9 protein-coding genes are annotated in these 13,918 nt (G+C 59.5%); all 9 read right to left on the bottom strand.

Features of this window, described 5'->3' with window-relative positions; all coding sequences use genetic code 11:
- Positions 1-161 precede the first annotated feature (161 nt).
- The 9 genes from ACLEIV_RS12465 to ACLEIV_RS12425 all read right to left on the bottom strand — a co-directional run bounded on the left by ACLEIV_RS12465 (position 162) and on the right by ACLEIV_RS12425 (position 13,829).
- A complete protein-coding gene (locus tag ACLEIV_RS12465; protein ID WP_410456964.1) occupies positions 162-1,646 on the bottom strand; it encodes a diguanylate cyclase in 1,485 nt (494 codons plus the stop codon).
- Between the two features lie 181 nt (positions 1,647-1,827).
- The gene (locus ACLEIV_RS12460; protein WP_410456963.1) at positions 1,828-3,156 is read right to left on the bottom strand and encodes a dicarboxylate/amino acid:cation symporter; all 1,329 of its coding nucleotides are present in this window, start codon (positions 3,154-3,156) and stop codon (positions 1,828-1,830) included.
- Between the two features lie 303 nt (positions 3,157-3,459).
- The gene (locus tag ACLEIV_RS12455) at positions 3,460-4,668 is read right to left on the bottom strand and encodes an ammonium transporter (RefSeq protein ID WP_410456962.1); all 1,209 of its coding nucleotides are present in this window, start codon (positions 4,666-4,668) and stop codon (positions 3,460-3,462) included.
- Positions 4,669-4,988: 320 nt separating this feature from the next.
- Positions 4,989-6,365, bottom strand: a complete 1,377-nt coding sequence (locus ACLEIV_RS12450; RefSeq protein ID WP_410456961.1) for a hypothetical protein — start codon at positions 6,363-6,365, stop codon at positions 4,989-4,991.
- Between the two features lie 135 nt (positions 6,366-6,500).
- Entirely contained in the window at positions 6,501-7,499 is a 999-nt protein-coding gene (locus tag ACLEIV_RS12445) for a TAXI family TRAP transporter solute-binding subunit (RefSeq protein ID WP_410456960.1), read from the bottom strand.
- 60 nt (positions 7,500-7,559) lie between these two features.
- The gene (locus tag ACLEIV_RS12440; protein WP_410457030.1) at positions 7,560-7,631 is read right to left on the bottom strand and encodes a hypothetical protein; all 72 of its coding nucleotides are present in this window, start codon (positions 7,629-7,631) and stop codon (positions 7,560-7,562) included.
- 341 nt (positions 7,632-7,972) lie between these two features.
- Positions 7,973-10,174, bottom strand: a complete 2,202-nt coding sequence (locus tag ACLEIV_RS12435) for a TRAP transporter permease (RefSeq protein WP_410456959.1) — start codon at positions 10,172-10,174, stop codon at positions 7,973-7,975.
- A 338-nt stretch (positions 10,175-10,512) separates the two neighbouring features.
- Entirely contained in the window at positions 10,513-11,880 is a 1,368-nt protein-coding gene (locus ACLEIV_RS12430) for a sigma-54-dependent transcriptional regulator (protein ID WP_410456958.1), read from the bottom strand.
- Entirely contained in the window at positions 11,877-13,829 is a 1,953-nt protein-coding gene (locus tag ACLEIV_RS12425; protein WP_410456957.1) for a sensor histidine kinase, read from the bottom strand. The genes ACLEIV_RS12430 and ACLEIV_RS12425 overlap by 4 nt, the downstream gene beginning before the upstream one ends.
- Between the last annotated feature and the right edge of the window lie 89 nt (positions 13,830-13,918).

Here is a 13,918-nt window from a genome sequence, read left to right as displayed (position 1 = left end):
TTTGGCTGGCACTGGCGCCGGTCAACGCCGCTGGATTGAATTTCCGGTCGGCATTGTATGACATATCGGCCCCAAGACTTAAGCGTCCTGAGTGAATTCTGTGGCTTCACTCGATTAAAGAGGTTCGGCCGCTCGGGATTGGGCGGATGCAAACCCTGTGTTCAGGACCTGTTGCCGGGTTTGGCTGTCGTGGGTGATGGTCTGGCCGTGCAGGCCTGATCCCGACCGTTGTGCTTGGCCTCGTAAAGGGCCTCATCGGCTCGCTGTACCAGAGTATCCAGGGTATCGGCGGGTTCGAGCGCCGCGAGGCCTGCACTGGCGGTAATGTGCTCCTGACCGGGGAAACGGTGTTCGCGTATGCCGGTCAGCAGTCGTTCGGCCAATTGCCGGCTGTGTTCGAGATCGGTGTCAAAACAGAGAATAAGAAACTCTTCACCGCCCCAGCGGCAGATGGAGTCGGCTTCGCGCAGATGCATCTTTAACAGCTCGCCAAACCGGATCAGCACCTTGTCCCCGATCAGATGGCCGTGTTGATCGTTGACCTGCTTGAAGTGATCGATGTCGATCATGATCACCGCCAGCGGATAATGGTAACGCATAGCGCGTTGCAGATCTTTTTCCAGCGTTGCGTTCAGGCCGTGGCGGTTGGGCAAGTGGGTCAGGGAGTCGGTCTGTGCCATCAACTCGAGTTGCCGGTTCAGAGCACGCAGACGGCGCGCCCAGAACAGGCTGGTACCGATGACGGCAACCAGTAGTAACCCAAGCCCATAGGCCAGGGTGTAATCGGTGATCACCTCCGACACCATCTGCAACGACAGATGACGATCCATCACTCGTTGCCGCTCCTGCTCGGTAATGGCATTGATGCCCTGGTTGAGAATATCGCGCAGGGTATGTTCCGACTTCAGTACTCCCATGCGCAGCCGGTTTTCGTAACCGGGGATCTGTCCCGAAATCTTGAGGTTGTACCAGCCCTGCTGCTTGATGGTCTGTGCCGCCACCACCAGCGATCTCAGGGTCAGATCGGCTTTGCCATCCGATACCAGTTGCAGGGCTTCGGGTTCGGTATCGGTGTCGATAATGGTCAGATTGGGGAAGTCCCGGGCAAAGAGTTCGGCCATGGCGGTGCCCCGTTGCAGGGCGATGGTCTTATCGGTCAGGCCGGCTACATCGGAGATAAAGGGGTGTTCTTCGCGGGTGATCAGCACATTGGGGTCGTCCAGCAGCGGGTCGGTAAAGATCAGCCACTGTTCGCGTTCCGGAGTCTGGTTGAGCAGGCTCAAGGCCACGCAGTCTCCGTTACGGGAGGCGGCCAGGCTCTCTTCCCAGCCGGAAGTCGGATACAGCTGTATTTGCAATCCGGTCCTGGCGGCGACCAATGCGATAAGATCGGCGGCAATGCCCACATGCTGGTTGTTTTTGTCTATTGCTTCAAACGGCAACCAGTCCGGATCCACACACATCGACAGGGTCGGATGGGCATTGAGATAGACTTGCTGGGTGACGCTGAGTGGTACGCGGGATTCATTCGCCCACAGGGTGCCGGAGACAAACAGCAGGAAGAGGCCCAGCGGCAGACGGTAATCGGGTAACTGGCGTAACACTGAAGCCAGCCTGCCTAAGGCGGGCATCGAGGCTGAATTCATCCCTGTCCTCAGGCGGTGGTGTATGAGTCCATCATGCGACTTTCGGCGGCCGAGGGCAATGGTTGCCAGGGCTATTTTGCTGGCCGGCATGCAGAAAAAATGGCCGGAATGGGGGCGGGAGTTGACGGATAAAAAAACCACCCGGGTCAGACCCGGGTGTGATGCAGGTGAACACCGGCTGTCAGGCCCCTGTTTTGGTCTGCGGTTGTGTATCGTGCGGAAAGTGGATTTCTTCTTCACTCTTGCCGGCGTCGGGGTTGTTGAAACGCGCAACATCCATGGCGCCTTCGCTCTTGCCCACTATGCAGGTAACCACGGAATCACCGGTGATGTTGACCGCGGTGCGGATCATGTCGAGCAGACGATCCACGCCGATGATGAGTGCTATGCCTTCTACCGGCAGACCTACCTGGCTCAGCACCATGGCCAGCATGATCAGGCCTACACCGGGTACGCCGGCGGTGCCGACAGAGGCCAGGGTGGCGGTCATGATCACCATCAGATAATCGTTGAAGCTCAGATCGATGTTGAAGGCCTGGGCGATAAAGGCGGTGGCCACGCCCTGCATGATGGCGGTGCCGTCCATGTTGATGGTGGCGCCCAGCGGCACGGTAAAGGCGGCAATCCTGTTGTCTACGCCCATGCGGCGGGTGGCGGTTTCCATGGTTACCGGAATGGTGGCGTTGGAGGAAGCGGTGGAAAAGGCGAACATGACCGCATCTTCCATTTTCTTGAGAAAGGTCAGCGGATTCAGGCCGGTAAGGGCCCGGAACATGATGGAGTAGGTCACCAGACCATGCAGCAGCAGAGTCCCGGCCAGCACCAGGAAGTATTCCATCAGGTTGACGATGGCATCCAGACCCAGGCTGGTGAACAGCTGGGCCATCAGGCAGAAGACGCCGTAGGGCGCCACGTTCATCAGCAGGGTTACCAGCTTCATGATGACTTCGTTGAAGTCACCGAACAGGGCGGCGATGCGTTCGCCCGGTTTGCCGGCCAGGCTGATGGCGATACCGAACAGTACCGCAAACACTATGATCTGCAGGGTGTTGCCCTGGGCCATGGAGTTGATGGGGTTGGTGGGGAACATGCCGATGATGACATCACCCAGGCTGGGCGCTTCCTTGGCGGCAAAGCTGGTGGCGGTGGTGAGATCGACGCCGTCACCGGGCTTGAACAGGTTGCCCATCAACAGCGCCAGACTGATGGCGATGGCGGTGGTGACCAGATAAAACGCCAGGGTCTTGCCACCGAGGCGACCCAGGGTGGAAAGATCTTTCAGCGAACTGGTGCCACAGACCAGCGATACGAAAATCAACGGCACCACCAGCATCTTGAGGCTGGCGATAAAAATTTCGCCACCCACCTGCAGCAGGCCATTGACCAGATACTCCTGTACGAAGGCTACCTCGGCCAGCAGGGTGCGGAAGATAAAGCCGGCCACAATACCGAGGCTCATGCCCAGCAGGACCTTGCTGGTCAGCGACAGTTTTTTCTTGTCGGTTGTCATCAGATGGACTCTCTTTATCCGATATAAGGGAACAAAACGGTGGCATCAAGGGATGCCCTGAGGTGAGGGTTGGGGCCTCTGATCCGCCACATGAGCATGTCAGTTGTGGCTAAGCGGCGCGCATAATGCCAGTTTCTTGGCTTTACGTGAAGTTTTATGCCTAATTGTTGCCGTTTTTCTTTCGTTATCACCATAAGAAGTGGGTTTTGTGTGCGATCGTACTGAGGCTGAAATGACAACAGGCGCTGCCCTGTTAATCAGGGGAGCGCCTGTCGGTACCGTTTGCGGCTGCTCCGGTATTACTCAGTCATTGAAGGTGGCGGCAATCTTGTGGATGCTGAGATCGGCGCCGTTGAACTCCTCCTCGTCGCTCAGGCGAATCCCCACCAGCAGACGGATGCTACCGTACACCAACAGGCCGCCCAGCAAGGCTACGAGGATACCGGCACCGGTGCCCAGCAGCTGGGAAACGATACTGACGCCTCCCATGCCGCCCAGCGCCTGCTGGCCGAAAATACCGGCGGCAATACCGCCCCAGGCGCCGCAGATACCGTGCAGCGGCCAGACACCGAGCACATCGTCTATCTTCCATTTGTTCTGCTGCAGGGTAAACAGCCACACGAACAGAGCGCCGGCGATGATGCCCACGAGCAGGGCGCCGATGGGGTGCATCAGATCCGAGCCGGCGCAGACGGCCACCAGACCGGCCAGGGGGCCGTTATGGATAAAGCCCGGGTCATTTCTGCCGAGGATAAGCGCGGCGATAATACCGCCCACCATGGCCATCATGGAGTTCAGCGCCACCAGGCCGGAAATGCCGTCCAGGGTTTGGGCCGACATCACGTTGAAGCCGAACCAGCCGATGGACAGTATCCAGGCGCCCAGAGCCAGAAACGGAATACTGGAGGGCGGAAAGGCCACCAGCTTGCCGTTGCGGTAGCGGCCCCGACGAACTCCCAGCAACAGAATGGCCACCAGGGCTATCCAGCCGCCGAGGGCATGAACCACCACCGAACCGGCAAAATCATGAAAGGGTGCGCCGAAAGTGGCTTCCAGCCATGCTTGCAGGCCGAAGTTGCCGTTCCAGGCGATGCCCTCGAAAAACGGATAGATGAAGGCCACCGATAGCGACGAGGCGCACAGAATAGGCCAGAACTTTGCCCGCTCCGCGATGCCGCCGGAGACGATGGCGGGAATGGCTGCGGCAAAGGTCATCAGAAAGAAGAATTTCACCAGCTCATAGCCCTGGCCTGCCGACAGGGTTTCGGCATCCTGAAAGAAGGTGACGCCATAGGCGACCCAGTAGCCGACAAAAAAATAGGCGACGGCGGAAAAACCGAAGTCGGTCATGATCTTGGCGAGGGCGTTGACCTGGTTCTTGTGACGCACGGTACCGACTTCGAGAAAGGCGAAGCCGGCGTGCATGGCAAACACCATGACAGACCCCATCAAAATAAACAGGGTGTTGGCACTCTGTGCCAGGGTGTCGATGGCGCTACTGATACTGTCCATGAATGTATTCTCCTACGTGCCCGATGGCGGTGCAGGTGATGCACTGGTGTGGTGCATTCCTGTTATTGTCTAGCCAGCATGGTGCATTGTCGCGTCGGCTGCCTCTTGGAATGTCGCCGTTATGACTCAGGCGAGCGTCACAGCTGCGGTGTGAACACCGGGAAACGGCAGCCGGCACCATGCCGGAGTTGGACCTGCCTTGAGGCGGCCTACACGAAGTAAAAAGCATGAATCATGCCAGGGTGGGCGGAGCACCGATGCCTGAGCCACCCGGCCTGCATTCTCGGCCGGAACGGAGCAAGGGAATACCTTATTGTGAATTATGATCCCGGAGAAGAGCCGGCGGCTTTCCGCTGGGGTATCTCCTCTATTTCCACGATTTTGGATCGGCTCATTACCACCTTCCAGCGCTGGATGACCGGCGGCTTCTGCCCCTGAATTTCACGGGTGACCAGGTTGATCAGATAGCGTTTTTCCACCGGCTGCCGGGACACCTGGCCTTCTTTGAGCTGATAAACGTGGTGCGAGCCCTTTTCCATCAGCTTGGACAGCAGACTCAAATCCAGATGCAATAGCTCGCGGGTCTGTTCGTAGCCACTCAGGAAGCGGGTAGGCAGCATGCGGGAGTGGCTGCCGTAGTGCATGACCACCTCTTCCCGCTGGCTTACGTTGGCGTGGCGTGCCGCCAGGATTTCTTCGCTCAGCCGGGAGGGGCGGCGGTAGTCGAACCACTCCAGCTGACGGCCCACCAGCTGGTTGCTGTGCACATCAAAATACTGTCGTCGCCATTTGGGACGACCCTTGCGCAGCCAGCGCCACAGGGTGTTGCGCAAGTCATCCTTGAACAGTTCACGCAGGGCATAGAGCAGGGCCAGGGCGAAGATCACCATCAGCGATATGCCGCCCAGGGTTTCGCGTACCTCGTAGGCGGCCAGCGATACCGAGGTCATTACCACGGCGGTGACCCCCGCCTTGAGCAGCTTCTGCTCGCCGCCGCCCAGCTCCCGGGTTTTCTCCTTGAGCGTCACCGGATATTCGATCAATCTGCGCAGCAGCCGCATCTTGTTGGAAATACGAGACAGGGCCTCTGTGGTGTGGCTTGAATTGTATTGTTGGGTGACGCGATGCCGACGCTCGATATCACAGATTTCCAGCAGCAGTGACTTGGTGGTCTTGTAGTCGCCGTTGCGGGGTAGGTGGGCCACCAGAGACAACAGTCGCTGCTCGGTAAACCAGGACAGATAGTTGTCGATATTGACGTAGTACTTGAGCAGGGTCTGATCGGTGGGCACATTGCGGCGCAGACGGCGCAGAATATCCTGGGCCAGGGCGATCACCTCTTCTATCGCCTCCTGGCCGGCACCGCTTTTTTCGTTACGCAGCTGGTGGCAGGACTGCTCCAGCCCCACCACATACTGATAGGCGTAAAGGCTGAGGCTGAGCCGATATTGTTCTGTGGTGAGTTTACCCCGGCGGGCAAGGCGGCTGTGCACCAGCGGGAGCAGCGGCTGATCGCTGAAATAGGTGCGCTGCACGTGAATGGCACCGTGGTAAAACTCTTCTTCCGGCACCACATTGGTGTTCAGCCCCAATTCGCCGGGAATAAAGAGGTAAATATCCAGCCGGTGCTCGGTCGCCTCCCGCAGGATGCGGGATATTTTTAGGGCGAAGCCATCTTTACGCTCAACGCTGATCACGGGCCGGAATTACACCATAAACATTAATGATGACAATATCTTAACGTATTTCGACGCCCGGTGCTGCCTGTCGTGCAGTCGGATATAAAAAGCCCCGCACAAGAGCGGGGTCGGCGTGTCGAAGCCGTATATGGCTTATTGCTGAGAGGCGCTCAGGCTGTTTCCCTGCTCGGTCCAGAACGTCTTGGCGCCGTCATGCATCGGGGTCACTATCCCCATGGTGCCGCCGTCGATGGTCATGGAACTGGCCGCCTGGGAGACGGAATACATGAATTTCAGGCCCTCTTCCGAATAAATTTCATTCAGGCTGTCGCGCACCCTCTCTTCGGGCAAGTGACGCCCGGCGACCCACAGCGCGGAGTCCTGAATGGTTATCACATCATAATCCACGTTCGGGTAGGTGCCCGCCGGTATGGTGACCGGCGCGTAGTAGGGATGGTCATTGAACAGGGTGCCCTTCTTGGCGGCTTCGTTCACCTGCAGCAGGCGGATTTTGTTACTGGAAGCGGCTTGGATCACCGATGCATTGGGGAAGCCCGCAAAGACCCAGAGGGCGTCGATCTGGCGGTCGCCCAGTGCCGAAGCGCCCTGGTTGTAGCCGATGTACTGTGGCGTGATCTTTTCCCACAAGCCTACCCCTTCGAAGAAGCGCTGGGCGGAGGCGGCCGCCCCGGAGCCGGCGGGGCCCACGGCGATGTTCTTGCCTTCCAGTTGGGCCACATCGGTAATACCGGAATTGTCCAGCACGATCAGATGCGCCGGGGCGCCATACAGATAGGACATGGCCTGGACATTGCGATACTTGCGGGTGTCGTTGGTCAGTTTGCCGTTCAGTCCCAGATAGATGTCGCCGGAGTAAACGATACCGAAGTCGGCGTCGCGGGAGTTGACTCGACGCAGGTTTTCCACCGATCCGGCGGAGGCCATGTTGGATACTTCCATGCCTTTCATAGTGCGTGACAGCCGGGTGGCAATGCCATTGGAGAAATACTGGAAGGTACCGCCGTCCGGGCCGCCGGAAAATGCCAGGCGTTCGGTCTGGGCATGGGCTATGCCCATTCCCAGTGTGGTCACGGCCACGAGGGTGATGGAAGTCAGTGCCCTGGCAGGCTTGCACATTTTATTCAGTGTCATGATTGTTTCCTTTGTATGGTTGTATTTCGCGTTGTCTTCCCTCGGGAAGGGAGCGGCCGTTTAGCCGCGTTCTGGGACCGTTAATACCGGAATCGATGATTGATGAATGACACGCTCGGTGGTGGAGCCCAGCAGCAGTTTTTCAGGCCGTGACGGCCATGGCTGCCGATGAGAGCGGCCCCCAGCTTTTCGGTCTGGGACAGGACGGCCTCGGCGCCGGGGCTAATCACCACTTCGGTAGTCAGTTTGCCCTGGAACTGGCCGAACAGGCGCTGCACAAAATCATGCATTTCGGTCACTGCCAGGATGTTGACTTCCCTGACGAAGGCGTCCATCACCCCCGCGGGGATACCGCGCCTGTGTCGGGCGTCGTGTATCCGGGCCAGGTGGCTGGTCAGCTCTGCCGCCCCGGCGGCGCCGGAGGAAAAGTCGGTGGCACACACAATCAGTTTTATCTGAATCATGGGCAATCCTTAATGAGCGTTTGAGGGCCGGGCCGGCAGAGGGGAGTCACCTTCTCGCTGCAGCCACCACACCAGGGAGACCAGCGTCAGGCCACCGATGTCGGAAATCAGCGTCGGCCAGTACAGCAACAGGGTAGCGGCGCCCAGCAGCAGCCATTCAAACAGCCGGGTCTTGCGGCGCAGATAACCCATGGCGAAGGCGCCGAAGGCGATGGTACCCAGGGTGGCGGACACAAAGGCGGAGATGATTTCCAGCACGCTGCCGTCGAGCAGCATGGCCGGTACATAGGCGAACAGCAGCGGCATCACGTACAGCATCTTGGCGAACTTGAACGAGGTCCAGCCGGTCTTCCAGGGATCCGAGCCGGCGATGGCGGCGCCGGCATAGGCGGCCACGCATACCGGCGGGGTGATGTTGGAGTCCTGGGACAGCCAGTAGACAATCATGTGGGCGGCAATGGCCGAGACGCCGAATTCGCCGAGGGCGGGTACCGCCAGCACGGCGACGATCAGATAGGCGGCGGTGACCGGAACACCCATGCCCAGCACCAGCGAGGCGATGGCCACCAGTATCAGCGCCAGCATCAGGCTGTTACCGGCCATGGAGATGATCAGATCCGAGAATTTTAGCCCCATGCCGGTGAGTGAAATGGTGCCGACGATGATGCCGATCACGCCGATGGTGGCGCCCACGATCAGGGTGTTGCGTGCGCCGACCTGAATGGCATCCCAGATCTCCCTGGGCCCCATACGGGTTTCCTTGTCGACCCAGCTTACCGCGATGCACGACAGCGTCGCCCAGAACGCCGAGTTGCCGGCGGAGCGGCCGGTGAGCAACAGTACCGTGATGATTACCAGTGGCAGGGCATAGTACCAGCCGCTCTTGAACACGGTTTTCCAGTGGGGGATTTCCTCGCCCTGTATTCCTACCAGGCCGTGCTTCTTGGCTTCGAAGTGCACCATGCAGTACACCGCCAGGAAGTAGAGCAGGGCAGGGCCGATGGACAGCATCATGATGGTGGAATAGGGAGTGCCGGTCAGTTCGGCCATCAGGAAGCCGCCCGCGCCCATGATGGGGGGCAGGAACATGCCGCCGATGGAGGCGGCGGGCTCGATGGCACCGGCCACATGGGGCTTGAATCCGGCCCGTTTCATCATCGGAATGGTGAAGGCACCGGAAGACACGGTATTGGCGATGGCCGAACCGGACACCGAGCCGAACAGGGCGGAGGAGATCACTGCTACCTTGGCCGGTCCGCCGGTGGAATGTCCGGCGAGGGCCAGCGGCAGATCGATGAAGAACTTGCCGGCGCCGGACTTCTGCAGGAAGGCACCGAAGAAGATGAACAGGATGACATAGGTCGCCAGTACGCTGGCCATAACCCCGAATACCCCGTTGGTGGTCAGGAATAGGGCGGTGGCCAGGCGTTCGAAACGGAAGCCCCGGTGAGCCAGCAGCTCGGGCAGATAGGGTCCGAACAGCGCAAAGGCGATCATCGCTACCCCAATCAGGGTGATGGACCAGCCCAGCACCCGGCGGCAGATTTCCAGCGACAGCAGCAGGCCGACGATGCTGACCAGCATGTCGACCTCGTTTTCTGCCCCGGCTCGGTAGTTGAGCAGTTCGAACTGGCTGATCCAGTACAGCACGGTACCGGCGGTCATCAGGGCCAGTATCACATCGCTGGCGGTCGGGCTGTTGTGATTACGCCGGTTCAGCCATTGATCCAGCGGCAGCAGGATGGCGGCGAAGGGCAGGATCAGCCACAGGCCATAATGCAGCTTGTCCAGATCCTGCTCCAGTGCCATGCCGAGGCCGTCGTAGTCCCAGGTCTCCCGGAACAATGTCAGCTGCTGGTAGAAGGCGGTGGCGGAATCGTACACCAGGAAGCAGCTGACCAGTACCGCCAGCAGGGTGGCGCTGATCAACGACAGGCCACCATGAGCGGCCCGGCTACCCGCGGGGTATAACAGAAAGACCAGCACGAAGGTGATCAGCACATAGATACCGAGATGGTACTGGGTGCTGAGGGCGGCGACGCCGGCGCCGTAAAAATAGATGGCTACCATGGTTGCGGCCAGGGCGGCCGTCAACCAGGCCCAGGGGCCCACGAGCCTGCGCTCGCTCTTGGCATCTTTTTCCATCAGTTCTTTGAGCTTGTTTTGCTCGTCGGGACTCAGGCTGTCGAGTTGTTGCTTGTCGTTTGACATTTTGACCTCTGTATTTGCTCCGGCCTGGGGCCGGTTGGCTTTCCCTGCCGCGGTGTATCCTGAGAACGAATAACCGTATGGCGTTGTTGTTAATGCCATGTAGCAAAAATGAGGCCAGGTTTGGTGAGCCGGGAGCAGAGGCCCGGGGGCTGGGGCTGGCGACGGGTCACCCGCAGAAAAGCAGACGACAGGAGAAAGAAAATGGGTGGAAATCCGCCGGTTTTGGCTCCGACCAGGAGGGATTTCCACCCATTGGCGCTAAAGCGGGTGCAAACGAGGGTTCTCTGGGTGTAAAGCAGCGCCCGGAGTGGGCCTGCCGGTGGGTGGAAATCCCCCCATTAGTCCGGCTCTCCCCGGTAGTCACTCTTGTCCAAACCGTGTTTTTTCATCTTGTCGTACAGAGTTTTGCGCGGTAGCTGGAGACTTTCCAGGGTGTCCTTGATGGAGCCGCCGTGACGGGCCAGTTCGGTCTGGATCAGAGTCTTCTCGAAATGTTCGACCCGAGCGGCCAGCCCCCGAGTCACCGGCTCTGGCTCGGTGATGGGTCTGTTGTCGAAGTCGAAGGTACAGGCTTCACCGAGCAGCACATAACGCTCCGCCAGGTTACGTAGCTCACGCACGTTGCCGGGCCAGTCGTGGCTCATCAGCCTGTGTATACGATCGGGCGACAGCGGCGGAATTTCACGCTCGTACAGGGTGGAGGCGAGCAGGGCGAAATGCTGGAACAGCATGGGAATGTCCTGGCGGCGGGCCCGCAGGGGAGGAATGTCGATGCGTACCACGTTAAGCCGGTAATAGAGATCCTCGCGAAACTCTCCGAGTTCGGCCAGTGCTCGAAGATCGGCTTTGGTGGCGGCGATGATACGCAGATCGAGCGGGATCAGGGTATTGGATCCCAGCCGTTCTATGGCTCTTTCTTCAAGCACTCGCAGCAGTTTGATCTGCAGGCTCATCGGCATGCTTTCAATTTCATCCAGGAACAGGGTGCCGCCGTTGGCATGCTCGAGCTTGCCGATGCGTCGCTCTCTGGCATCGGTAAAGGCGCCCTTTTCGTGACCGAACAGCTCCGACTCGATCAGGGTCTCGGGCACACCGCCACAGTTGATGGCCACAAAGTTGCGCTCCCGGCGTGGGCTGTGTTCGTGGATGTAGCGGGCCAGCAAATCCTTCCCTGTGCCGGTTTCTCCCATCAGCAGCACGTCGGCCGGGGTGTCGGCCACGGTCAGTATCAACTGGCGCAGTTGCAGTATGGCGGAAGAGGTGCCGATGATGCGCGGCCCGGGGGCGCTCTGGGCCTGCAGTTCCTGACGTAGCTTGCGATTTTCCAGGGTCAGGGTACGTTTTTCCAGCGCACGATGTACCACATCGAGCAGCAGGTCGGCGGAGAAGGGTTTTTCGATGAAGTCGTAGGCGCCGTTGCGGATGGCACCGACCGCCATCGAAATATCTCCGAACCCGGTGATCAGGATCACCGGAATGTCCGGATCCATCCGTTTGAGCTGTTGCAGCAGATCCAGCCCGTTCATGCCCGGCATGTTGATGTCGGTGACCACTACGCCGGCAAAGTCGGGGGTGATCCGGGCCAGGGCCTGACGAGCATCGGCCAGTGCGAGCACCTGGTAGTCTTCCAGCTCCAGGGTTTGCCCGGCCGACAGGCGGACATGGGGATCGTCATCGACCAGGATGACGGTAATGTCATGATTCATGAAGGCTCCCGAGGTGAAAGTGACGGCAGGGTCAGGGTGAACAGGGCGCCGCCCTGTGGGTGATTGGCGGCCTCGAGTCTGCCGTTAAGGCTGTGGACGATACGGTGGGAAATAGACAGCCCCAACCCCATACCGGTCGGTTTGGTGGTGTAAAAAGGCTCGAATACATGAGCAAGGGCGTCGGGGCTCAGGCCTGGCCCATGGTCATGTACGCTCAGCCACACCCACTGGGGGCTGCTGCCGAGGGTGATCTCGATCCGGGGATTTGGTTGTTCGGCCATGGCCTGCAGGGCATTGCTGATCAGATTGACCAGTACCTGCTCCAGCCGGCCCATGCCGCCGGCGACCCAGATCTTCTCCAGCCCCTCAGGCCAGGTGATGCTGGCCCGTTGCTGTTCCAGCTGACCGCTCATGATCACCATGACTCCCTGGCGCAGATGCTGGAGATTGACTCCTTGTCCGGGCCCCTGATGCTGGCGGGTGAACTCCCTGAGTGGCTGCAGAATGGAAGCCATGCGGTCGGCGAGTCCGGCAATTTCTTCCAGGTTGGTGCCCACCCGCTCGGTCCTGCCCCGGGTGAGCAGCTTGCGGCCGTTGTCGGCGAAATGGCGGATGGCGGTGAGCGGTTGGCTGAGTTCATGGTTGATGCCGGCGGACAACTGGCCGAGCACGGCCAGTTTGGCGGTCTGAATCAGCTGATTCTGGGTCTGATGATGCTGTTCTATTTCCTGCTGCAGGCGCTGGTTGGCATCGGTCAGCTCCCGGGTACGCAGCTTAACCCTTAGTTCCAGGGCTTCGTGTGCCTGTTGCAGTTCGGCCTGATGTTGCTGTTTCATCCGGTGGCGGGCACTGAAGAACAGTATCAGGGCCGCCAGAATGAGATAGAAAGTCAGGCCCAGGGCTAGGGTCTTGAAGATGCTGATCTGCAAGGGACGCAGACTGGCCAGCACCGCTACCCGCATGCTGGCGTTGGGCAGTAGACGGCTTTGCAGCAGATAATGACCGGCTCGGCCGGATTGCCGGTCGGACGTGGTGGCCGGGGTATCGAACAGGGTCAGCAGCAGATCACCCTGTTCGGTGACTTCCCGGCGAATGATGTCGAGTGGCAGTAGCGGGGCCTGGCCGTAACGGCGGCTGGCGGTGATACGGGCAATATCCATTTCGGTGAGCCAACTTGCCAGCGGGCTGGCCGGTGGCAGGCCCTGTCGGGGGTTCGGCTCATGATTGCCGTAGGACTGTCTGAGGGTGCTCCTGCCGATCTCCGGTAAGTAACCGAGGGTGCGAAAGCGCCAGTTGGTCCGGGTGGAAATGAATATCACGCCGTCTTCATCCATGACAAGAATATCTTGCAAGGGATCGCTCCAGTCTTCTTCTATATCCTCCAGATCGACCTTCACCACGACAACCCCAATGATCTGAGCAGACCGGAACACCGGGTAGGAAAAGAAATAGCCGCGTACCCGGGAGGTATTGCCCAGGGCGAAATAGCGACCGGCACCGCCTTCCATGGCCTGCTGAAAATAGGGTCGGAAGCTGTAGTCGTTGCCTATAAAGGAGTGGTGCTGCCCCCAGTTGCTGGCAGCCAGGGTGATGCCGTCGGTGCCGAGCACATAGCTGTCGGTCGCGCCCATGGTGTCATTGACTCGGGCCAGGTAACGATTGGCGGTCTCGATGCTCTGGACATTGCCGGGGTTTTCTAGCAGGTGGATCAACTGCTGTTGGCTGGCCAGCAGGCGGGGCAGATCCCGGTGCCGGTCGAGCTGATGCTGCAGGCTGACGATATAGCGGCTGAGATTGGCATCGGCCTGCTCGCGGATCCGTTCCATGGCCTGCATGTACGCCGTGTTATACAGCGTGAAGGCGAGTAGGGCCATGCCCAGCAACAGCAGGATGAGCGGGCTTCGCTTGCGGATCGCATAGGAAGCGGGAAAAGAGTCCGTTCGTTTCATGACCCGATTATGCGCTGCCGGATGAGGAATGGGAATCTGTCTTCGCAGGGAGGACTTGAGTCGGTATGGCGGTTGCGGCGACAATGGCG

The sequence above is a fragment of the Oceanisphaera submarina genome, from assembly GCF_046521305.1.
GTDB classification, from domain to species: Bacteria; Pseudomonadota; Gammaproteobacteria; order Enterobacterales; family Aeromonadaceae; genus Oceanimonas; species Oceanimonas submarina.
Note: the sequence above shows the minus strand (reverse complement) of the source record. Positions and strands in the feature narration are given on the sequence as shown.

Coding starts and splice junctions, on each gene's coding strand:
- ACLEIV_RS12460 (WP_410456963.1), bottom strand. CDS start 3,156: ATGACAACCGACAAGAAAAAACTGTCGCTGACCAGCAAGGTCCTGCTG.
- ACLEIV_RS12445 (WP_410456960.1), bottom strand. CDS start 7,499: ATGACACTGAATAAAATGTGCAAGCCTGCCAGGGCACTGACTTCCATC.
- ACLEIV_RS12435 (WP_410456959.1), bottom strand. CDS start 10,174: ATGTCAAACGACAAGCAACAACTCGACAGCCTGAGTCCCGACGAGCAA.
- ACLEIV_RS12425 (WP_410456957.1), bottom strand. CDS start 13,829: ATGAAACGAACGGACTCTTTTCCCGCTTCCTATGCGATCCGCAAGCGA.
- ACLEIV_RS12430 (WP_410456958.1), bottom strand. CDS start 11,880: ATGAATCATGACATTACCGTCATCCTGGTCGATGACGATCCCCATGTC.
- ACLEIV_RS12455 (WP_410456962.1), bottom strand. CDS start 4,668: ATGGACAGTATCAGTAGCGCCATCGACACCCTGGCACAGAGTGCCAAC.
- ACLEIV_RS12465 (WP_410456964.1), bottom strand. CDS start 1,646: ATGAATTCAGCCTCGATGCCCGCCTTAGGCAGGCTGGCTTCAGTGTTA.